Genomic DNA, 23,233 nt, shown 5'->3' on the forward strand with positions numbered 1-23,233 from the left:
AATTAGTGATTCAAATAGTCAAATAAACAATGTGTTTGTAGGCCATTGTTCTTTTGCAGTATTGTTTGGAGAACTAAATGATCTCGCTATATCAATTAAAAAATAAGTTAAATAAACAAGCTAAAGACTTCGCATTACTTTTTGAGTTACCAGATTTATATGCACAAGGACTTTGGAGTAGAGGTGTCTATAGCTGTGCTCACTTTACACAAGCGCATGAGCGTCTGCATGAAGCTTTTGATACCCACAATCTTAATTCAATTCTAGAACACGAATCATTTAAATACTTGATGATCAATGAATACGATGATTCGAAAATCATTGAATCACTTCATCAGGAAATCACCTCAATGGCATCTGAAATTGAAAGCTTGATGCTGGTAGATATCGAAACTTTAGAGTTAGTTTCAGTGATATACCAAGTATTAGGGTTACCTGAAGATTCCAAGTTTATTGTAAATACAGGAGCTGACTTCCGCTTAGAGTGGCGACCATACTTTGATGCCTTTGATGATCCGTTGATAGTTCAATATGCAGATTTAAAAGTTCATGGTTGTTATTTCAGGCTCATCGCTTCAAAGTTTCCGTTTGAAAAGCTTTCCTTGGATAACATTAAAAAATACATGTACATCAATCATGTAAACCATGATGGTGAATTCGAAGGCTGTATATCCGACGGAAATAGCTTTTCGAAACATGAACATTGGCTGATGTTGACACTCGAACTATTCAACAGCTGCAAAGTAAGCAAGACTCAGTTCAGTCCAACAACCTTCAAAATCGAGGGCATGCGTTATTTGGTTTATGGCTTCCCACTGGTTCCTTCCTATGTATCTGATTGGCACAAACCCGATTTATGTCTACAGGTCAAAAACGTAGATGGAGATCAAAAGTTTACTATTCGTATAGACCAGCAGAGCTTAATTTTCTATGCCCGTCGCGTTGATACCAATTTTTTTAACACCATAGATTATGAAAAATACATTTCGTTGTATCAATCTAGTGTTCTGTCACATTTTGATGCTGACAAGAATTTACTAGAAGTCGATGGGGTTAAATATCTAAGTTTTTTTCGCCCGTTTAGCATTGAGGATAACAAGGAAGCAAAAGCATGAGACCAAAAATCAAACTGACTAACGCCACACTTATCTCAATTCAATCTGATACAGAGGAAAAAGTTGAACAGGTGCTTTACGCCACATTTGCTGAAGATAGTGATTGCGGTAAAAAGGGAGAAGTTTTGTTCACAACAAAAGTTATCGAAATCAATGGCCTTGAGTTCCGAACTTTTGGTGCTGACTTTTATACCTTAGATGCTGAACCAAAAGAGTTTGATGTAAATGTATTTGAGTTCAATTTAATGCATGAGTGTATGTATTCTCCAAATGAGTTATTAGAGTTGCGAGATATGCTCCCTGCTAGCTATTAGTAGGGAGTAACACATGGATAAAACATTTTTAAAGGATGCCTACATAGTCTCAGTCTATGACTATAAAGAATTTGAAAAATCATTTATTGGCGAGTTTTTATCAGGGGTGGTTATTGACGATGAAACATTTAGATTTCGGCCATTTGAACAAATAGTGACTTCAAAGATTGTTAGCAAATTTGCTGTTGAGGACAAGTTAGAAATAACCACACATAGTGGGAGTTATTATGTGATTGATGCTGACCATAAATTAATTGATATTTTGTTTGTTGAACTGGTTGTGATGAGAGCAGGTGCTTATTCAGTAAATCGAGTTTTAGAAATGAGAGAGCAACTTAAGTCTCAACATAAAAGTCATTAAATAACGAAAATAAGGAGTCTAGAATGACTTCAACAAATTCAATATTCGATCAGATTAGTAATTTTACGTAATAGCTAGCTTTTTAGTGATAGCAATAAAGCGAAGCTTCCAATTCATATTCCTTGATTCGGAAGCTTCACAATTGATGAAAATTGAATTAGCGGGATAACTCCTCAATTTTCTTTTTAGAGAACCAGCGATATAAAACAGGCAAAACAAACAATGTGAGTAATGTTGCTGTTATCAAACCACCAACTATAACACTTGCCAGTGGTCGTTGTATTTCAGCTCCTACACCATTTGACATTAACATCGGTATTAAACCTAATGCAGATGTTATTGCTGTCATAAGAACAGGTCTCAAACGAGAAGTTGCTCCTTCAAAAACAGCATCAGTGACTTCTAAGCCATCTCTAATTCGCTGGTTTATACTTTCAACCATAACCACACCATTTAACACTGCAACACCAAATAGTGTAATGAAGCCAACGGAGCTTGGCACGGACAAGTATTGCCCAGAGAAATATAAGGAGAAAACACCGCCGATAACAGCTAATGGGACATTAACTAAAATCAACATGGCTTGACCAACTGAGCCAAATGCGAAGTAAAGCAAAAGAGCAATTAGCGCCAAAGATAAAGGAACCACTATAGCTAACCGTTGTTGTGCTCGTTGTTGACTTTCAAATTGACCACCAATGGCAACAGAGTAGCCAGCAGGTAAATCGACTTTCTCGGCGATTACCTGTCTGATATCGGCAACAACACTGCCCATATCTCTATTTTGCACGTTGGCTTGGATAACAACACGTCGTTGCACATCATCTCTTCTCACTTGCGGAGGGCCTGACTCAAAAGAGATTGTTGCAACATCACCAAGACGAACCCAAGAACCTGTAGGTGACTGAATGCGAATATCAGAAATAGCTTCTTTATTACTACGATATTCTTTTTCTAAACGCACATATATATCATAACGCTCATTCCCGTTGATGATTTGTCCTGCTTCAACTCCACCTATACCATCTCGTATCACTTCCATTATATCACCGACCGATAGGCCAAAACGTGAAAGCTCTTGTCTGTTTGGCTTTACAACTAATTGAGCTTCACCAGCTATTTGTTCAAGCGCAACATCTCTAGCGCCTTCAACTTCTTTAATTGCCGATTCTATTTCTTGCCCTTTAACTGCCAATTGATTGAGGTCTGGCCCAAACAGCTTTATCGCTAGTTGTGCTTTTACACCAGATAGTAACTCATCTACACGGGTGGCAATTGGTTGAGAAAAGTTCAGTAAAAGTCCCGGAAACTCTTCAAGCGATTGTTCCATTTTGTTTTGCAGTTCATAACGGTTTGAAGCACTGGTCCACTCGGATACAGGTTTAAGTCCGATATAAATCTCGATGTTATTAACTGGTTCAGGATCGCCGCCAATATCAGGTCGCCCGATACGGCTTAGCGCATAAGTAACTTCAGGAAATGCCATCAACTTTTCTTCTAATATAGGTGAAACCATCAATGCAGTATCTAAACTAGAAGAAGGAGCAAGAGTTGCTCTTAAGTTAATTGTTCCTTCTTCTAGCTCTGGAACGAATTCAGTACCTATGTAAGGTATAATTGAAAAAGCCGAAACAACCATAATTAGCGAGGTAACAACAATTAACTTGGTACGTTTAAGTGCAAACTTAAGCCCCTTTTTATATAGCTTATCTAAAGGTTTAACGACAAAGCTTTCTCTTTCTTTTATGCCTTTTTTGAACATGAAAGTGGCAAGTGCTGGTACGACAAACAAGGCAACAACAATAGCTGAAATGATGGCTAGAATAATACTAATTGCCATTGGCTGGAATAATTTTGCTTCGACACCTTCAAAGCTAAACAAAGGCAAGAACACGACTAAAATGACAGAAGCAGCAAAAAATACTGGGCGAGCCACTTCTTTGCCTGCTTCTTTTAGCCGCAACTCGATACCATGATCATCTTTTTCTACTGCGAAAGGGTCAGTATCATCACAAGGAACACGAGCTTCTACACTTTGTTGGTGTGTTGAATCAGGGTGGTTTAAATGTTTAAACATATTTTCAACCATGACCACTGAGCCGTCCACAAGCATACCAATAGCTACGGCAATGCCACCTAGTGACATAAGATTGGCAGAAATTCCCCACCAAGCCATGATCATTAATGCAATACCTACCGATATTGGAATGGAAATAAGAACAAGAAACGTTGCTCTTAAATTCATTAAGAACAGGGCAAGCACGATACAAATAAAGATAAAGGCAAGTGCTAGTGCATTGACTACAGTACTGACAGCTTGTTCGATTAAATCAGCTTGATCATAGAAGGGTTCGAATCGAACACCTTTAGGTAATGCCTGATTGATTAGTGGAATTCGTGCATTAATACCATCAATGGTTGCTTTTGTATTGGAACCCATACGCTTGAGTACAATGCCTGATACAACTTCACCTAGGTTTTCAACTTTTCCTTCGGACGTTTTACGGGTCATAGTGACCGCACCTTGTCGAATTTCACTACCTAGTTCAACTTTGGCGACATCAGAAACCGTCACAACAGTACCATCTACGGTTTTTACAGGTACTTGCTTAATGTTGCTAATGCCTGCTTCACCACTTTCGAACCAACCCGTTCCTCGAATAACAAGCTGCTCTTGTCCTCGGTTCATATACCAACCGCCAACGTTGGCATTGTTACTATCAAGTGCATTAACGATATCTTCTTGCGACAATCCATATGCAAGGAGCTTAGAGGGAGCTATGTTCACTTGATATTGCCTAACATTACCTCCGAAAGATAAGACATCTGTGACACCATCAACTGGCATAATTAGCAATTTGATTATCCAATCATTGAGGCTTCTGAGCGCCATTGAGTCATATCCTGCGTCTTTATCTGACACGAGCAAGTATTGAAATACTTGACCTAACCCTGACGTATTTGGTCCCATTTCAGGCGTACCTACACCGTCAGGTATCAACTCTTTTGCAGCTTGAAGCCGTTCAAAGACGAGCTGCCGTGCAAAATAGATATCAGTCCCTTCTTTAAAAACGACAGTAACGCCAGACAGCCCCGTTTTGGAAATTGAACGTACTTGTTCAACATCAGGTAACGCATACATGACCGCTTCAATCGGATAAGTGATGAGTTGTTCTACTTCTTCTGCGGCAAGCCCCGGCGCTTCTGTATTAACCGCGACTTGAACATTAGTCACATCAGGGAAAGCATCCAAGTTCAGTTTTGGGATCACCATTATTGCGCCAACAATAGTGGCAAATAAGGCAATCAAAATAAGGAGTCGGTTGTTTACAGACCAATCTATAATTTTATTAAACATAGCGGCTCTCCTTAATGGTTATGCGGATCAAATCCGCCTTTAGCTATTTCAGAAGCAACAAAAAACGCTCCTTGAGTGACCACACGAGTACCACTTTCTAAACCAAATATTTCTCTGAAATTACCTAGAGAACGACCTAACTCAACCTCTGTCGCTTTGAATTCACCGGGATGATCCTCAACAAATACGGTCCAATCTCCGTCCGCACTTCTAATTAGCGCTTCTTCTGGAACGGCCATAACTTTTTGTTCAGTGGCAAATTGAAAATATACTTTAACAAACATGCCTGAATGGAGATTGTCATCTGCATTATTAACACTTAGGCGAATGATTCGAGTTCTAGTGATGGGATCAATCGTGTGGGCTTCCTGAATAACTTTTGCCTTATAATCCTCTCCTTCTAATTTAACTATTGCCGGAGAGTTGATTGATAGATTGAGCTTTTTGTTGGGTGATACTTTAGCTTCCACCCACAGCTTATTTTCATCTGCCAAAAGCATGATAGTATCACCCGCATCGACTCGTTGGCCTTGGGTGAAGTCATCTTGTAAAACTACTCCTTCTCGCTGAGCTACTAGCGAATATTGGCCAAACGAAGTTATGTCTTTATTTGATATGTCTTTTATCGCTTTTTCAGTTAACCCTAGTGCGATAAGTTTTCCGTATGTGGCGTTAAATGTGGTTTGAGCCTGAAGTAAACGACTTTCACTTACTGTTTTGTTGCCTAATTTCTTTACTCGCTGCCATTCAGTTGACGCAATCAAGTAGTCAGCTTGAGCTTGAGCCATTGCTTCACTAAATAGGGTGACCAGCTTTTGTCCTTTTTCTACGTGTTCACCGAGTGCAGTATGTCTGCTTATTATCACTGACTCGGTACGGGGAGAAACGACATAGCTGCTATAACCATCTACTTTGACCTCTCCGGGCGCATAGATTGTACTGAATTGATAATCAGGTCTTATGCTTTGAACTTTAATATTGGCTAGTGACATTTTTTGAGGGCTTAGAGTAATACCTTCTTCATGTTCCTCTTCAGTTTCTTTATTTTTGCTCTCTTGGTCGTGACCATGTTCGTCATGTTCTGTGTCTTTTTCAGAATGGTTGCCTTCATTTTCCTGATGGCCTTCTTCTACATGATTTTCTTCACTTTCCGAGTGTTTATGTTCTTTGGGTTTTGCTGTTACAGGGTCAATTGTATTTACTTGTAGAGCATACACTTCACCGCTTAATGTCCCACCTAAAAAAAGTCCACTAATTAGTATTGCTAATATTTTTTTGCTAAATAATGTATTCATTTTTTTACCTATATTCTTTTAAAGTTTAAGATTTCTAATTGCCGTTTTAACTAATTAAATCTTGAACTTAGATAATTGACCCATGCTCCAAATGAAGGCTATTTCAGAGAGTCTAAATTGTTTTTCTAGTTGAATGCCTGAGTGCAATCCATTAGCTCTTTGGCTCAACGCTATTAGATAGTCTGAAGTATTGATGTCTCCAGCCTCCCAACGAGCGTTTAGCAACCTCGCGCTATTATCAATTCGGTTTTGCATAAGGTTTTGCCATCGCTGATAGTATTTTTTACTGATCATGAGGGATTCATAGTTGGCCTGAGCTTCAAAAGAGCGTTTTCGATAAATGGATTGGAAATAAGCTTCCGCAGCAACGGCTTCTGAATATGCCGCTTTAGTAGCATCGGAATAGTTATTTCTGATATTCAAAGGCATAGAGAATGTTAAGCCAACGATATTATCGTCACTATTTTTTCCTGCGCTAATCCCTATGGTGGGATTAGCTTTATTCTCTATGGTTGTTAGTTGTGCTTTAGCTTGTTGCTCTTTCCATTTTGCTTTAGCCAATTGTACTTGGGGGTGTTGTTCAATCCATTCAGCTTTGTATGAATAGTTTTCAACATCGAAATCAATAGAGATTTTACTGGCTAACTCTGGTGTCCAATCAGGCAGCAGCTCTTTAACTTTAACCTCAGCATTTTTTAGCTCTATTTGATATTCAGCTATTTCACTAAAAACTTGAGACAAGTTTAAGTAAACCAGCTCAGCATCTAGAGGCTCAAGTATTCCCGCCTTTTGTTTGTCTTCCACAATACTAAGTAAGGTTTGCAGTTGACTTTCTCTCTCCGTAGATAGCTGTGCAGTATCTTTCGCTGATTGCCAATTTGTCAAAGCAATTAACGCATCGGCCTTTTTTGAATCGATTAAATTCAATAAGTGCTGCTGGCTGGCATAAAGAGTTATCTCGCCAATTGACGTATTGGCAGAGCGTTTATCCCAAAAATCAATGGTCTGACTCAAACCGATTGAATAGTTATTAAAATCACCTTCTTTCTCAAAACTTGCGTCAAGCTCAGGGTTATATATTGCCTGAGTTAAGCTTTTTGCATGATGATTGCTTGCGATTAACAACTCTCTTGCTTCAATTATTTCGGGATCTTTATTTATTTGTGTGTCTAACCACGACTCACTTTTTTGCTTGCTGTAAGCGGCATATGAAATACTTACAAGCAGGCAGAATGACAGGCAAGTGCCTGTATTTTTTATATATTTATACATAAGACTTCTTAAATTTTAAGTATTAATCATCTCTCATTTACCGATTTTTAATCGATAAATGGACGGATATAAATTTAGAAATTTAAGAAATAGGAGGGCGTAATATAGCGTCTAAAAATTCTTTTGTTTGATCGAATTGATAAGGTATTAGGTTGTTGTTATATAACTTTGTTGCACTATTTGAATTGCTAATTAATATCCAAGATAAGTGGCTGCCGCTACAATGACCACAATGATGACAATCTTTGATGTCGTGGCCTGCTTTTTCATCTGAATTGTCGTCAAAAATTTTAAAATCACTTTGGTGATCATGTTGGGTTTGTATGTGTTCAATATCTATTTGGTGGCTTTGTGAAGTTGCAGACGCGACAGCAGTTATCGATTGCAACACAATCGAAACTATTAACAGTAATTTAAGCGCAACAGCCAAGTTCAAAGTGACTACCTAATGGGAATATAACATATAAACGTTAGCATATAGTTTTCTGTGGAGCTAGTGATTTCAGTCAAGTTCAAACAATTACTTTTTATAAATCTATTGTTAGATAAAGATTCTTGACTCTATAGTTGGTATAGAGTTTACACTAGTGCAAAATATTTAATGGAAAGATTTTATGTCAGAAAAATGCTCTGGGCAATGTCAGTCCTCTCCAGCTAGCAATGACCTGAATAATAACCACATCGATTCAGATGATTTTGGCGGAAAGTTTGTCAGTACTTTTAAGGTTTCCCAAATGGATTGTCCTTCTGAGGAGCGTTTAATTCGACTGGCTATAGAAGGAATTAGCACAACTATTGGGTTGCAGTTTGATATCCCCAGTCGGTTAGTTAAAGTTTTCCATGATGACAATTTGGATGAGATTACTAACAAACTGCAATCTCTCAATTTAGGTGCTTCACTAGAATCAACAAGTGAAAGTTGCAGTAAAGAAGCTGCAAGAGCGAGAAAGTTAGATCAATCAAACAAAGCAAGTGAAATGTCAGCACTTAGATGGCTGTTATTGATTAACGGAGTTATGTTTTTTGTTGAAGTGGTCGCCGGAGTTATTGCTCAATCTGCCGGACTCATTGCGGATTCTTTGGATATGTTTGCGGATGCTGCTGTGTATGGACTAGCTATATATGCTGTTGGTAAGACAGTTAGCCTGAAATTAAGGGCAGCACATATATCTGGATTATTGCAGGTTATTTTAGCGCTTGGAGCTTTAAGTGAGGTAATTCGACGTTTTATTTATGGGAGTGAACCGATTTCATCGTTGATGGTGATATTTGGTGGGGTTGCACTAATTGCTAACGTAGCTTGTTTGTTTTTAATTTATAGAAATAAAGAAGATGGTGCTCATATGAAAGCGAGTTGGATATTTTCAGCCAACGACGTTATTGCAAATGTTGGTGTTATCTTAGCTGGCCTTCTCGTGACGCTGACAGATAGCCGTTATCCAGACTTAGTTATCGGGTTAATAATTTCCCTTGTTGTATTGAACGGCGCACGCCGAATTCTACAGTTAAAGTACTAATAGCCATTATTCATGACTGTTTGAAAGCAACGTATTCAGTATCAAGACAGGGAAATTTACAATGAAAAAAAATACACCTTATATACCTCCGTTACGTTTTCACTGGTTGACTCGTTACTATGACAGAATCGTTGCAATTACTACACGAGAAAAATTTTTTAAAAGTTTAATTGTGAAGAAAATAGCTCAAACCAAAGGAAATGAACTGCTAGATGTGGGCTGTGGTACAGGAACATTAACGAAAACAATTGCTGAAAATTTTCCTCATTTTAAGGTGACAGGCTTGGATGCTGACCAAACAGCATTAGATATTCTTCGAAAAAAACTCAGTGAGAAAGTACTTAATATTTCGCTGATACAAGGTTTTGGTCAAGATATGCCTTTTGGTGAAAACTCTTATGATATAGCTGTTTCGAGTTTGTTTTTTCACCACCTTACTCGTTTAGATAAAATAGCAACACTAAAAGAAATTCGTAGAGCGCTCAAACCGAGCGGGGTATTGTACATTGCTGATTGGGGCAAGCCGACCTCCATTTTACAACGAGCATTATTCTTAATAGTTCAATGTTTAGATGGTTTTAAAACGACAAAAGATAATGTTGATGGATACCTCCCGTCATTGATAGTAGAAGCGGGGTTTGTCAACGTTTATGAACAAGATGCTATCCCTACTGTATTAGGGACAGTTAGATTGATTAAAGCATGTTAGACCTGAAATGACCTTTCTACGCTTACCTAGTTACACAACATATTTAACATATGTGATGCTGTTATTAATTGCAGCACATTCTGTGATTTGTTCGCCGAATGATTTTGATGATCTTTCTTTTTTTTCGCCAATAAATTCTTCTTATGTTTTAGAGCAATCAACAGAAGCTACTGAGCTTACTCAGCTCCAGAATAGCAGCTCGTTAGTAGATGAGTGCAATTTTTGTTGTTGCCAATTATTCATATATACAGATGTGCCTTCCGAGCCTAACCAAGTGATTGATTTTCCTTTTGCTGAGACCATAGTTTCTAGCGAGCAAAAAGGTTATATATCCTTGCCATTTCGACCACCAAAACTAGCTTAGATTCCCCCAAGAATTAGGTAGAGCCATCTTCTACTCCCACAGTTTTATAGAATAAAATTAATAGGAAAGTATACATGAGACTTAATGTATCACCGCACCGAAAGGTAGCTAAGGTGAGGTGTATAACACCTCGGTATAAATATTTTGCGTGCTTAATGATTTCGCTTTTAACATTTAATGTTAACGCTTTTGAAAAGGAGCTTAATCTACAAGAGGCAATACGTTGGACACTCAAGCAAAATCCAGAGTTAAAAATATTTGATTTCAAGCAACAAGCTTTAATTGGACAAGAACAAACAGCAAGCTTAAATCCGGCATTTGAGCTTGAAGTAGAAGCTGAGAACTTTGTAGGTTCAGGTGATTTCAATAAATTTGATAGTGCTGAATTAACGATTGCTCTTTCTTCCGTGATTGAAATGGGAGATAAGCGTTCTGCAAGAATTGGACTTATTTCTAATTCTAAAAAGCTGTTGAATGCTAAAACGGAAGTTGAGGCGTTAAATTTGATAGCTCAAGTTACTCAACAATTTATCGAAGTGCTCGCCTCACAAGAAAGAGTCTTATTAGCCGATAATGCGTTAAGCCTAGCTCAAGAAGCATTCAATGTTGTTGATGAACGTAATCGTGCAGGAGCAACCCCTAATGCTGAGGTAAAGCGAGCGAGGGCAGCGATTGCCCAAGCTAAGCTAACCTCTCAATCAGAAAAGAAACGCCTAGAATATTTAAGGCTGTCTTTAGCCGCTTTTTGGGGAGAATCAACGCTGAACTTCTCGAAGGTAACAGGTGATTTATTTCAATTTGGAAATGATAGTGATTTTGAGACGCTTTTTGCAAAGTTAGAAACAAATCCTGCCATTCAAATTTACGCCAATGAGGAGCGACTTAAGGAAGCTGAGTTGCGTTTAGCCAGAACTGAGTCAACTGCCAATATTCAGTGGTCTGTAGGGGTTAGACGCTCTCAAGAAAGTAATGATACTGCCTTAGTCGCAGGCTTTAGCCTACCGTTATTTGCTGACAAGCGAAACTCAGGAGCAATCGCGAGTGCCTTAGCTGAGCGTGATCAAGTTGCCATTGAAAAAGATGTAACGAAATTAAAGCTTAGAAATCATTTGCTGCGAGCATACTCGAATAGGCAGCAAGCTATTTTGACGACAAATGCACTAAGACAGTCGGTAATTCCAATGTTAGATCAGGCACTAGATGATACCCAAATTGCTTATCAAAAAGGTCGTAATGGCTATCTTGACTATGTATCAGCTAGACAAGAACTACTAAACGCTCGTCGCACGCTGATTGATGCTGCTTCTGCTGCTTTGTTTTACGGGGCCGAGATTGAAAAATTAACGAATGAAGCGTTATCACTTTAATTTAAAAATTGATTTTTAATTCGACCGATAATCGAATTACTTAGGAAAAAAAATGAAAAACTATTTAATTGCATTATTTATTTTTGTAGGGATTTCGTCGCTGTCTCAATTGGTTTGGGCAAGTGATGAGGACTCCGAAGAGAGTATAAGTAAAATAAAAAACGAGATGTCGGAAAAAGTAGGCATAGAAACAACTAGGTTATCACCTAGAAGACTTAATCAAGAAATTTCTGTTTATGGTAAGACAACCATAGGGGTAGAGCAACTGTTTCAGATAAACGCTAGATACAATGGCGTTATAAAGACGATTAATTACACTATTGGAGATAAGGTAAAAAAAGGAGATCTTCTAGCTGTTATTGAATCGAATGAAAGTTTAAATACCTACGAGGTAAGGTCTCCGGTATCAGGTTTAGTTATACAAAGAAATGGGAATGTTGGAGCAACAACACAACAACGAATTTTATTTGAAATAGCCAATGTCGATACGCTGTGGGCGGAATTTAGAGTTTTTGCTACTCATTTTATTAAAGTTGAGGTCGGTCAAGAAATCGAAATTGAATTTAATGGGGAGGTAATCACCTCAACAGTAACCAATATTATTCCAACTAAAGATCAGCCATTCGTCTTTGTTCGAGCACTTTTAGATAATACAAAATATAACCTTTCTTCAGGCCAACTGTTAAAAGGATATATTACGACAAATCAATTCGACGTTGACTTAGCAATCGAAAAGCTTGCATTACAAGAACTAGGTGGGCAGCTAGGTGTATTCGTTAAAGAAGGTGAAGAATACGAATTTACACCGTTAATATTGGGCCGTTCAGACAAAAATCACATAGAAGTTATCGATGGACTTGTACAAGGTTCTGAGTATGTAAGTAAAAATAGCTTTTTGATTAAAGCGGATATTTTAAAATCTGAAGTAGAAGACGACGATTAGGAGACGTAAGATGATTGAATCAATTCTGCGTCTAGCTATAAATAGGCGCTATCTAATATTAAGTATGCTGTTTGTCATTGTTAGTGTTGGCTTATGGAGCTATCAAAAACTCCCTATTGATGCAGTTCCTGACATTACTAACGTGCAAGTACAAATTAACACGTCTGCCCCCGGTTATTCCCCTTTAGAGGCTGAACAACGGATAACGTTTCCGATAGAAACAGCATTGGCTGGGTTGCCAAAGCTATCTCACACTCGATCTCTGTCAAGATATGGCTTGTCTCAAGTAACTGTCATCTTTGAGGAAGGGACAGACATTTACTTCGCAAGAAATTTAATCAATGCCAGATTAGGGGCGATTAAAAGTGTTCTTCCTAATGGATTGGAACCTGAAATGGGGCCGATTTCGACAGGGCTTGGCGAAATTTTTATGTATACCGTGCAAGCTTCACCTGATGCAAGAATGCCTAATGGTAAAGAATATACGGCCATAGCATTAAGAGAAATACAAGACTGGATCATAAAGCCTCAATTGGCCCAAGTTAAAGGGGTCATTGAAGTCAATAGTATTGGAGGATATAACAAGCAATATCATATCACTCCAAGCCCTGAGAAGTTGTTGTATCATCAAATAAGCTTTGAAGACTTGTCTAACGCGTTGCGAAATAGTAACGATAACCGTGGAGCGGGTTATATAGAGCAAAATGGGGAACAAGTGCTTGTTCGTTCTGTAGGTCAACTTGCTAAAATTGATGAAATTCTCAATGTTGTTGTTAAAAAAGATAATGGCATTCCTGTAAAAATTAGTGATGTTGCCAGTGTCGCCATTGGTAAAGAGCTTAGAACTGGGGCCGCAACTCAAAACGGCATTGAAACCGTTTTGGGCACCACTATGATGTTGATTGGCGAAAATTCTCGCACAGTTGCATTGGAAGTTGAAAATAAGCTTAAACAAATTCAAACATCTCTTCCTAAAGGTGTAATAGCAGAGCCTGTTTATAATCGTACAACGCTCGTTGATAAGGCAATTGCAACAGTGACAAAAAACCTTGTTGAAGGGGCACTTTTAGTCGTTGTAGTTCTATTTCTATTATTGGGGAATTTACGTGCTGCCCTAATTACTGCGGCGGTAATACCTTTATCAATGTTGATGACAATAACAGGTATGGTAAAAACAGGCGTCTCTGCAAATTTGATGAGTTTAGGCGCATTGGATTTTGGCTTAATCGTCGATGGTGCCGTCATTATCGTCGAAAACTCAGTTCGTCGTCTTGCTGAAGCTCAACACAATGGGCATAGGCAAGATTTAAGAGAACGACTCAATACCGTTTTCGAAGCGACCTCTGAAGTTATACGACCCAGCTTATTTGGTGTTGCCATTATCACAGTAGTTTATATACCGATTTTCACGCTCACAGGTGTAGAAGGCAAGATGTTCCACCCAATGGCAGCAACAGTAGTCATGGCTTTAATTTCTGCAATGATCTTGTCAGTTACTATCGTGCCTGCTGCCGTCGCAGTGTTTATGAAAGGTAAGATTAGTGAAAAAGAAAGTGTTGTGATCAGTTCAACAAAATCTGTGTACAAGCCACTATTAATTCTGGCATTAAAATTTCGCTGGGTCATTGTATCAATATCAATTGCTTTAATGGGGTATAGCCTGTGGATAGCGACAACGCTGGGTACAGAGTTTGTCCCGCAGTTAAATGAAGGCGATATAACCGTGCAGGCTTTAAGAATACCATCAACCAGTCTAGATCAGTCTGTTGAAATGCAGGAAGTATTAGAACAGAGAATAAAAGCTTTTACTGAAGTTGATAAAGTCTTTTCTAGAATAGGGACGCCTGAAGTGGCGACAGATCCAATGCCACCGAGCATTGCTGATATTTTTGTCATCTTAAAACCTCGAAGTGAGTGGAGCGAACCAACAAAGGCGAAGAGTGAACTTGTTGAAGAAATGGAAGAGGCATTAAAAAGTATTCCCGGAAATAATTATGAATTTACTCAACCAATCCAGATGCGTTTTAATGAGTTGATTTCTGGTGTTCGAGCAGATCTAGGTATAAAGGTATTCGGGGATGATTTGGATCAATTGTTATTTACTGCTAACGATATACTCAATATTGTCAAAACAGTTGATGGAGCTGCCGATGCACGTATGGAGCAAGTTACAGGAATACCATCGTTATCAATTCTTCCTAAAAGAGAATCTTTGGGAAGGTACGGGTTAAATGTAACTCAGCTTCAAGATTGGGTAGCGGCTGCAATAGGAGGAGAGTCAGCCGGAATTATATATGAAGGTGATCGCAGATTCGAATTAGTGGTGCGCCTCCCTGAACTAATCAGAATGGATATTGAAGGGTTGAAGTCATTACCACTTCCGCTTGGCAACGGTAATTATGTACCTCTTGAAGAAGTTGCATTACTCAAATCGGAGTCATTGCCAGCACAAATTAGCCGAGAAAATGGAAAACGCAGAGTTGTAGTTACCGTAAATGTTCGTGGCAGGGACTTAGGAAGTTTTGTGAAGGAAGTTAAGGCCAAAATAAGTAGTGAGGGTGAAGTTCCAGCAGGCTATTGGCTTGATTATGGAGGTACATTTGAGCAACTTGAGTCGGCAAGTAAGCGACTGAGTCTGGTTGTGCCTATTACATTGGTTGTTATATTGGGTATTTTAGTTATTGCTTTTGGTTCGATTAAAGATGCCTTGATCATTTTTAGTGGTGTGCCTTTGGCTTTAACTGGCGGGGTATTTTCGCTCTATTTTCGAGATATGCCTCTTTCAATTTCAGCAGGTGTTGGCTTTATTGCACTGTCAGGAGTAGCTGTTTTAAACGGCTTAGTTATGTTGGCTTTTATTCGCGATTTATGGCACGAAAAAGGCGATCTTTATTTAGCTATTGTAGAGGGAGCTATTGTTCGTCTTAGACCAATATTGATGACAGCCCTAGTGGCAAGTTTAGGTTTTATACCAATGGCTTTAAACACAGGCATTGGTGCAGAGGTGCAACGTCCACTTGCTACCGTGGTCATCGGAGGCATCATATCTTCGACCATTTTAACTTTATTTGTATTGCCAGTTTTATACCAATGGGTACATGGCTCAGGTAGTAGTAAGCAACTTTCAAATGATATATAAGTAAAGCCTAGCAGCTTAATTCGCTATTAAAATTAAGCTGCTTTTTTAAGGCTAAAGGACGGAAAGCTTAAAGTTTAGACATTGTATCTCGACAATTTTCATTAGGGAATTCAAATTCAATTGTTGTATGTGACAAATTATATGATGAAAGCTCTATCGATATTTCTTGTTTAAGCTCGATAAGTTTATCTATATCTAAATCTTGAGCTAACTCCAAGTGCGCCGTTAATACATGACTCTCTCCATCTAATGACCAAAAGTGTATATGATGAACGTCATTAACTTCAGGTAATTTAATAAGAGATTGTTTGATACTTTGTTGAGTTTGTTCATCCGGTGCGGCTTGAAGAAACAAGACAAGTGTAGATTTTAGATTTCTGAAAACATTGAACAAGATAAATAATGTAAAGCCAATTGATAGCAGTGGGTCTAGTATTGGCAGTTCTACAAATAACAACACAATTGAAACAATTAGAACGGCGACCCAACCCAGAACATCTTCCAGTAAGTGCCAAGTTAGTACTTTTTCATTTAAAGTTTCCCCAGCTTTTAATTTGAATACGGCATACCCATTTACGGCAACACCGAGTATCGCAAGCCCTAACATTCCTTCAACTACAGGCATTTCAGGGTTGGTTAGCCTTGGAATTGCTTCAAACAACACCCAAATTGAGCCAATTACTAATACAACGCCATTTACCAAAGCGCCGAATAGTGTAAGTCGGCGATAACCATAGCTGTATTTATCTGGTGCTGCTTTGTTTGAAAAACGACTTAATATCCATGCAAAGCCAATCGATAAACTATCTCCTAAGTCATGCACCGCATCAGCCATAATAGCGGTACTGTTGGTGAGCCAACCACCAATAAATTCGATGATCGTAAAGGTAACATTCAGAAAAAATGCCCAACCAATCCTGTCGTCTGTTCCATGTTGATGACTATGACTATGACTATGACTATGACTATGACTATGCATTTTGTACCTCCAGCGCTTTATTTTTTCTTAGATTAGTGACATTGAAATTTATTAGGTGGCGGATCACTTTTTGATACATCCAGCGTTTGACTCCAGACAAATTAGTGCCTTTTTCAAGATAAAACTCATCAGGGGAATTATAAAGTCCAAAGTCGTCGTGAATCCCTTCTTTTTGAATATATGTGTCGGTTCCGCGCCAATCTGTATCTGGTGATGAAAAACATTTTGTTGCAACACCATAACCACAGAAATTGTCTTTTATTTGATTAAACTTTTGCTGTATTGAAGTGAGATATTGATTGTCTAAAATAAAGCCCTCTAAGTTGATCCAACGTCCTTCAAAGTAAACTTCAACCCAACTGTGAATAATGTATTTGGGCGCTAACCAAAAGACATAGGTAGGAATAGCTCCTTTTTGTAATTGCTGATCTATTGTAAACCCGTGAAATCGGCACTGAATTCTTAATCCACGTAATAAGGCCATTAAAAGGTTGCCCTTAGTGTTACATTGCCCGTATCCGTCAGATAAAACTTCACTTGCGGAAATATCGTCGCTTTCGTTATAGCCAAATAGTATTTCGTCTTTTACAAACTGATAAGCAGTGCCAATCTTGTTGTAGTCATCAAGTTCATGCCATTTTCGCTCTGTTATTAATGATTGGATAGTGGGGTGTTCAAAATTAACTATCTCAGTTTTTTTAAGATATTCTTGATTCATAAGAGCTTCCTTACTTTGAATTGCAGCAGGTTGATTGTTTATTTTTATCTGATACTTCAGATGTATATTGAGCCGATACTAATTCTTGTTTGGCATCCGTTAATATCATGTAAGCACCTCGAAGAATTAACATTGAAATGATGCTACCAATAACAATATCAGGCCAGCGTTGTTCTAGCACCATGACAAGTATGCCAGCAAGTACGACACCAAGGTTTGCGATCACATCATTAGCTGAAAATATCCAGCTAGCCCTCATATGCACTTCATCATTGTTGTGTTTTCGTATAAGCATCAAACAAATGACATTAGCGATTAAAGCCACAGAACCAACTCAAATCATAAACCAAGAATGAGGCTCACTTTCTCCAACTAGTCGCCTAGCTATATCGAGAAGAATTAGAACCCCTAACCCCAATTGGAAATAACCACTTACTAATGCTGCATTAGCTTTATGTTGGATTGACTTCCCCACGGCATATAAGGCAATGGCATAGACGATAGCATCAGCTAGCATATCTAACGAATCAGCAATTAATGCGGTTGATTCAGATAACCAACCTAAACCAATTTCAAATACAAACATCGTGGCATTTATAGCTAAAAGCCAATAAAGCACTGTTTTTTGTTGGTCATCTTTTAATTCTACTTCACAGCCACAACCGCTCATTTTTTAACTCCGCCTTACTTGTATAATTCAAGTGTAAAACCTATAGTAACTATAGGGTCAAGTTTAAAAGAAAATATTATGAAAATAGGTGAATTATCGAAAACATCCGGTTGTTCTATACAAACGATCAGATACTATGAAAGAGAAGGCTTACTTTCTGAGCCTGAGCGGACAGAAGGTAACTTCAGATTGTATGACGTTACCGCTTTGAAGCAATTAGAATTCGTAAAACATTGTCGCAGTCTCGATATCTCTCTGATTGATATCAAACGTCTTATCGACCTAAAAAATAAACCAGAAGAAAGTTGTTCAAGTGTAAATGAACTGATTAAACAGCAATTAGATTTAGTTAATAAACGCATAAAAGAATTAAAAGCCTTAAAAAACGAATTACAACAAATGGCTAGTACGTGTAATTCTGATAATACCATTGAAGGGTGTGGGATAATTAAGTCATTAGATAGCTAAAGTGATGTATAAAAGACTCTTTTTTAACTCACCTTGATTATTGATACAGGCTAATTAATAGTTATTTTCTTACCCACACGAACAGATTTGAGTTCCCCGGCAAACTCTCTCAACTAACAATAGAGATTTGTCGCTAGTATCGTGAGCACCTAACGTGACCATTTTGAGTCTACGAGACATTAAATTAATGTCATTAAGGACGTATTGTTTATCAATAAGCGAGCATACTCCTTCGCTGTATATCAATACCTTTGAAGGGGATGTATATGCATTTACAAGATAAACGAGTCAGAATTAGAGATGTATCAACCATGTGCACTGGTATAACTTTTGACTACTAACCGTCAAATGAGATTATGAATGCTACATGTACCCCTTTGAAAAAACTGACGATAATCAAATATTCATAAATGTTTACACAGTATCAATTTACTTAGTCGAAAATTTACATTAGTATTGGAATTGTGTATTTGTAAGAGAATTCTATGTCTAAAGCATTTTCAAAAGTCTTAGTAATAACGCTTATGCTGGTTGCCTTTGTAGGGCAAGCATTTGCGTATTCTGCTATGTCTTGTGAAATGTCATCAGGTTCTCACGAGTCACACATGAACATGGATCATTCCAAGATGAGTCATCATGAAGGAATGAATCATGGTGAAATGAATAAAAGCAGCAATGGTCAATCAGAAGATTGTTGTGATGTTGAATGTGTTTGTCCGGCAAATGCTTGTTCATCTACGACAGTCCTAAATTCCAGTATTGATTCGACAGATATTCAATTATTGAGTGAATCTGTAGCTGATCTGCAATTTAATCAACCTCATTCAATTTCAACCTCTCTTTATCGTCCACCGATTTTTGCCTAATACAGGATTAGTGCGTCCAAATTTCGCGCACATGTAATTAATTTTTCTGTTAGTCAATATAGCGTCGCAGCGCTATAGATATTTTCCAGCGATGTCTGGGGGCAAAAATGATCAATAAGTATTTAAAAATAGCAGTTGTAATGCTGCTTTCATCTGCGTTTGCAAACGCTAATGAACATAACCATATAGACAATCACGACGTAACACCTTTGGAGTTAATCGTTTATAAAACCCCTACTTGTGGGTGCTGTAAAAAATGGATAACTCATATTGAAAACGAAGGGGTCGTTGCGCATTCCAAAGATTTCCGAAACATCGGCAATATCAAAACTAAGTATGGTATTAAGCCTAATTACCGCTCCTGTCACACGGCAGTGAGCAGAAATGGATTTGCCTTTGAAGGTCATGTGCCTGCTAAATTTATTCAGCAGTTCTTATCAGAAGAGCACCCGAATGCGATTGGGCTTTCAGTTCCAGCAATGCCAGTTGGCTCTCCCGGTATGGAAGTCGGTGACCGCTTTATGCCATACAACGTGTTAATTCTATTTAAAGATGGAACGAGCGAAGTATATGCAAAAGTTAAGACATATGAGGAGCAATTCTAATGAAATTGAACGCTTCAAACCTTACTTCACTTTCAACTGCACTAATACTCGGCTTATCTATATTCTCAGCTCAAGCTGAGAAAGTAGTGTCGCTTGAACAGGCTATTACCTTAGCTCAGCAAAATGATCCTTGGCTTCATGGTAGCCGATTGAAACAAAGTGCAGTTGAAAATAGAAGTATCGCTTCAGGTACTTTGCCAGATCCGAAAGTATCGCTAGGGGTAATGAATTTACCAACAGATACTTGGGATTTAGATCAGGAAGGAATGACTCAGCTAAAGGTTGGCGTCTCTCAAATGTTTCCGAGAGGAGATAGCCTAGAGATCAAACAAGACCAGTTAAAAATTGAGTCTACGAAATTTCCCCTGCTACGCGAGGATCGTAAAGCGAAGTTGAAAAGCCAAGTGTCACAGCTTTGGTTAGATGCTTACTTAGCCCAACAAACCATTAAATTGATTGAAGCAGATTGGGCGCTTTTTGAGCAGATGGCGGAAGTGGCTAAAGCTAGCTACTCAAACGTTGTTGGTAAAACCAGACAGCAAGATGTTATTCGTGCTCAGTTGGAAATCGTACAGTTAGATGACAGATTAACTTCGGAAAAGCAGAAACTAGAAACGACAATCGCTCGCCTTAATGAGTGGCTTCATATTTACGATGCGGATCGTTTGAATGAATCATTCAACTTTGACGCGCAACCATTAGTGTTTAGGGTTTCTAAAAAGTTACCTGCAATTACTCTGAATAATCCAACTGTCCTAAAAGCATCTAGTTACTCAAGAAATCTATTGGCTCAGGAACTTGCGAATCATCCAGCCATACTTGCAATTGATGTGAAACGCAAAGCTTCAGAAAAAGGTATTGAATTAGCTAAACAGCAATATGAGCCGCAATGGGGTGTTAATGCGAGCTATGCCTATCGTGACAATATGCCTTCTGGTGATAGTAGAGCTGATTTATTTTCTGTTGGGGTAACGTTTGATTTACCGTTATTTACCGAGAACAGACAAGATAAGCAAGTTGCAGCATCTATTGCTGAATCAGAAGCGGTTAAAACCGAGAAGTTATTGCTGACAAAACAAATGATCAGTGCGCTAGAAAAAGAACTAAGACAGCTTAAACGCTTATCAGATAGACAATCTATCTATCAAGAACAACTCCTTAAACAAACTCATGACCAAGCGGAAGCATCATTGACGGCCTACACCAACGATGATGGTGATTTTGCCGAAGTTGTTCGTGCAAGAATCGCAGAATTAAACGCCAGAATATCAGCCTTAAGAATTGATGTTGATGCACTTAAAACAGTAGCTCGGATCAACTATTTCTTTGCGCATTCTCAATCTAAATCAAATGCTGAACATAAGCCAATGCACACTCAGCACTTATCCAATCAGCAATTTGGAGAAAAATAATGTCATCTAATACGAAAACAATTATCGCTATCATCATAAGTGCTGCACTAGGTGCTGGAGCATTGAGCTTATATCAAGGTGCAGGTTCAAACAGTAATACTGATGAAGCAACATCAGGAGAGAAAAAGCCTCTGTATTGGGTGGCTCCTATGGATTCCAATTACCGCCGGGACAAGCCCGGTAAGTCGCCTATGGGAATGGACTTAATCCCCGTATATGAGGAAGAATCATCTGGTGATGACTTTGGTCCCGGCGCAATCAAAATAGCCCCGCATGTGATTAATAATCTTGGTGTACGTACAGCGCCCGTAGAGCTAAAAAGCATGCATATCGAAATATCAACGGTCGGCTATGTTCAATATGATGAAGATAAGCTTATTCAGGTTCATCCGCGTGTTGATGGCTGGATAGAAAAGCTCTATGTTAAAGCAGCGGGTAACACTGTAGAAAAAGGACAACCGTTATACACCCTATATTCTCCACAACTTGTTAATGCACAAGAAGAACTGCTGATTGCTTTAAGGCGCAACAACAGTTCTTTAATTAGCGCGTCAAAGGATCGTTTAAAAGCGTTACAACTATCACCGCAGTTTATCAAAGAGTTAGAAGAAAAACGAAAAGTACAACAAAACATTACTTTTTATTCCCCTCAAGCTGGTGTGGTTGATGGTTTAAAAATTCGAGAAGGATCTTACGTCAAGCCGGGCAATACTTTGCTTAGTATTGGCAAACTTGATCAAGTTTGGGTTGAAGCGGAAGTGTTCGAGCGTGATACCGCATTGGTTAAACAAGGTCTTCCTGTGTCAATGACACTGGATTATCTGCCGGGTAAACAATGGACTGGCGTTGTTGATTATGTTTATCCGACACTTAATAGTAACACTCGTACACTCAGAGTGAGACTGAAATTTGATAACCCAGACTATCAATTAAAACCCAATATGTTTGCGCAAGTGTCGATTCATGCTAATCAAGCTGATAGCGCCATGTTAGTGCCCAAAGAAGCGGTCATTAGAACGGGTAAGCAAGACCGAGTGGTGCTTGCTTTAGGTGAAGGGCAATTTAAATCAATTGCGGTCACCATAGGCCGAGTAGACAAAGACAGTATCGAGATTTTAGCTGGCTTAAAAGAAGACGATGTTGTTGTCACTTCAGCGCAATTCTTGATTGATTCTGAATCAAGTAAAAGCTCTGACTTTAAACGAATGACTCATGATGAAGTGCCTAACTCTGTTTGGATGCAAGGTGATGTTAATAGTGTTATGGCTGGGCACCGCATGGTTAATATCAGTCACGGCCCTGCCGAAGCTTGGGACTGGCCTGAAATGACAATGGATTTTACGGTAGCCGATAATGTCGATATTGACTCATTAAAGTCTGGGCAATCTTTGCACTTTGAAGTGAGTAAAACCGAAGATGGTGGATATGAAATTACTGGAATTCATATTATGAGTGAGTCTGCTGATATGAGTGAAGAAGTATCTTCGGCAACGGTATCTGGTCTTATTAATGACATTAACATTGATATGCGAACATTGAATATTAGCCGAGGCCCAATAGAGAAATGGGATAGACCTGCTGCGACGATGGATTTTATCGTCGCGGACAATATAGAAATAGTTGATTTCAATGTTGGTGATAATGTCACTTTCACTTTTGAGGTTAAAGATGACTTAGTGATAACTGAAATTTCCCTTGAATCTGATGAACAACATGGCAAGGAAAATAAAGCTGCTGTTGATCATTCTAATCATTAAGTGG

Annotated in this window: 20 protein-coding genes and 1 pseudogene; 14 read left to right on the forward strand and 7 right to left on the reverse strand. The window is 38.6% G+C overall.

The genetic code is table 11. The features are described 5' to 3' along the window. Positions 1-77 precede the first annotated feature (77 nt). From PULV_RS17595 to PULV_RS17605, 3 genes are read left to right on the forward strand one after another with little or no spacing between them, the layout of a single operon-like run. Entirely contained in the window at positions 78-1,115 is a 1,038-nt protein-coding gene (locus PULV_RS17595) for a hypothetical protein (protein ID WP_193332373.1), read from the forward strand. Then, a complete protein-coding gene (locus PULV_RS17600; RefSeq protein ID WP_064435648.1) occupies positions 1,112-1,429 on the forward strand; it encodes a hypothetical protein in 318 nt (105 codons plus the stop codon). Before PULV_RS17595 ends, PULV_RS17600 begins: the two co-directional genes overlap by 4 nt. A 13-nt stretch (positions 1,430-1,442) precedes the next feature. Further along, the gene (locus PULV_RS17605) at positions 1,443-1,790 is read left to right on the forward strand and encodes a hypothetical protein (protein ID WP_193332374.1); all 348 of its coding nucleotides are present in this window, start codon (positions 1,443-1,445) and stop codon (positions 1,788-1,790) included. A gap of 157 nt (positions 1,791-1,947) precedes the next feature. Here the strand turns inward: PULV_RS17605 and PULV_RS17610 are convergent, their stop codons facing one another. From PULV_RS17610 to PULV_RS17625, 4 genes are all read right to left on the reverse strand, one after another. After that, complete coding sequence (locus PULV_RS17610; protein WP_193332375.1) at positions 1,948-5,148, reverse strand: efflux RND transporter permease subunit; 3,201 nt, start codon at positions 5,146-5,148, stop codon at positions 1,948-1,950. Between the two features lie 11 nt (positions 5,149-5,159). Beyond that, positions 5,160-6,443, reverse strand: coding sequence for an efflux RND transporter periplasmic adaptor subunit (locus tag PULV_RS17615; RefSeq protein WP_184424877.1), 1,284 nt, complete (start codon positions 6,441-6,443; stop codon positions 5,160-5,162). Positions 6,444-6,497: 54 nt separating this feature from the next. Then, the gene (locus PULV_RS17620; RefSeq protein WP_193332376.1) at positions 6,498-7,715 is read right to left on the reverse strand and encodes a TolC family protein; all 1,218 of its coding nucleotides are present in this window, start codon (positions 7,713-7,715) and stop codon (positions 6,498-6,500) included. A gap of 82 nt (positions 7,716-7,797) precedes the next feature. Further along, positions 7,798-8,151 (reverse strand): hypothetical protein, encoded by a 354-nt coding sequence (locus PULV_RS17625; RefSeq protein ID WP_193332377.1) that lies wholly within the window; start codon positions 8,149-8,151, stop codon positions 7,798-7,800. Between the two features lie 178 nt (positions 8,152-8,329). On the opposite strand from PULV_RS17625, the gene PULV_RS17630 reads away from it, so the two are divergent. From PULV_RS17630 to PULV_RS17655, 6 genes are all read left to right on the forward strand, one after another. Further along, a complete protein-coding gene (locus PULV_RS17630) occupies positions 8,330-9,232 on the forward strand; it encodes a cation transporter (protein WP_193332378.1) in 903 nt (300 codons plus the stop codon). Between the two features lie 61 nt (positions 9,233-9,293). Beyond that, positions 9,294-9,941: a class I SAM-dependent methyltransferase gene (locus tag PULV_RS17635; protein WP_138522019.1), complete on the forward strand. Its 648-nt coding sequence runs from the start codon at positions 9,294-9,296 to the stop codon at positions 9,939-9,941. 7 nt (positions 9,942-9,948) lie between these two features. Further along, positions 9,949-10,305, forward strand: a complete 357-nt coding sequence (locus PULV_RS17640; RefSeq protein WP_193332379.1) for a hypothetical protein — start codon at positions 9,949-9,951, stop codon at positions 10,303-10,305. A 74-nt stretch (positions 10,306-10,379) separates the two neighbouring features. After that, positions 10,380-11,672, forward strand: a complete 1,293-nt coding sequence (locus PULV_RS17645; protein WP_193332380.1) for a TolC family protein — start codon at positions 10,380-10,382, stop codon at positions 11,670-11,672. A 52-nt stretch (positions 11,673-11,724) separates the two neighbouring features. Continuing rightward, positions 11,725-12,615: an efflux RND transporter periplasmic adaptor subunit gene (locus tag PULV_RS17650; RefSeq protein WP_193332381.1), complete on the forward strand. Its 891-nt coding sequence runs from the start codon at positions 11,725-11,727 to the stop codon at positions 12,613-12,615. A gap of 10 nt (positions 12,616-12,625) precedes the next feature. After that, the gene (locus PULV_RS17655) at positions 12,626-15,754 is read left to right on the forward strand and encodes an efflux RND transporter permease subunit (protein WP_193332382.1); all 3,129 of its coding nucleotides are present in this window, start codon (positions 12,626-12,628) and stop codon (positions 15,752-15,754) included. Between the two features lie 67 nt (positions 15,755-15,821). On the opposite strand, the gene PULV_RS17660 is transcribed toward PULV_RS17655, so the two are convergent. From PULV_RS17660 to PULV_RS17670, 3 genes and pseudogenes are all read right to left on the reverse strand, one after another. Continuing rightward, positions 15,822-16,733: a cation diffusion facilitator family transporter gene (locus PULV_RS17660; RefSeq protein ID WP_193332383.1), complete on the reverse strand. Its 912-nt coding sequence runs from the start codon at positions 16,731-16,733 to the stop codon at positions 15,822-15,824. Then, positions 16,726-17,451, reverse strand: coding sequence for a transglutaminase-like domain-containing protein (locus PULV_RS17665; RefSeq protein ID WP_186507792.1), 726 nt, complete (start codon positions 17,449-17,451; stop codon positions 16,726-16,728). Before PULV_RS17665 ends, PULV_RS17660 begins: the two co-directional genes overlap by 8 nt. Positions 17,452-17,461: 10 nt before the next feature. Next, positions 17,462-18,121, reverse strand: a pseudogene (locus tag PULV_RS17670) (cation transporter). Positions 18,122-18,199: 78 nt separating this feature from the next. On the opposite strand from PULV_RS17670, the gene cadR reads away from it, so the two are divergent. From cadR to PULV_RS17695, 5 genes are all read left to right on the forward strand, one after another. Then, the gene (cadR, locus tag PULV_RS17675; protein WP_193332384.1) at positions 18,200-18,589 is read left to right on the forward strand and encodes a Cd(II)/Pb(II)-responsive transcriptional regulator; all 390 of its coding nucleotides are present in this window, start codon (positions 18,200-18,202) and stop codon (positions 18,587-18,589) included. 485 nt (positions 18,590-19,074) lie between these two features. Beyond that, entirely contained in the window at positions 19,075-19,455 is a 381-nt protein-coding gene (locus PULV_RS17680) for a hypothetical protein (RefSeq protein ID WP_193332385.1), read from the forward strand. A gap of 107 nt (positions 19,456-19,562) precedes the next feature. Continuing rightward, positions 19,563-20,060: a DUF411 domain-containing protein gene (locus PULV_RS17685; RefSeq protein WP_193332386.1), complete on the forward strand. Its 498-nt coding sequence runs from the start codon at positions 19,563-19,565 to the stop codon at positions 20,058-20,060. Continuing rightward, positions 20,060-21,472 (forward strand): TolC family protein, encoded by a 1,413-nt coding sequence (locus PULV_RS17690; protein WP_193332387.1) that lies wholly within the window; start codon positions 20,060-20,062, stop codon positions 21,470-21,472. The genes PULV_RS17685 and PULV_RS17690 overlap by 1 nt, the downstream gene beginning before the upstream one ends. After that, entirely contained in the window at positions 21,472-23,229 is a 1,758-nt protein-coding gene (locus PULV_RS17695; protein WP_193332388.1) for an efflux RND transporter periplasmic adaptor subunit, read from the forward strand. The genes PULV_RS17690 and PULV_RS17695 overlap by 1 nt, the downstream gene beginning before the upstream one ends. The last annotated feature ends 4 nt before the right edge of the window (positions 23,230-23,233 follow it).

The organism is Pseudoalteromonas ulvae UL12, from assembly GCF_014925405.1.
GTDB lineage: Bacteria > Pseudomonadota > Gammaproteobacteria > Enterobacterales > Alteromonadaceae > Pseudoalteromonas > Pseudoalteromonas ulvae.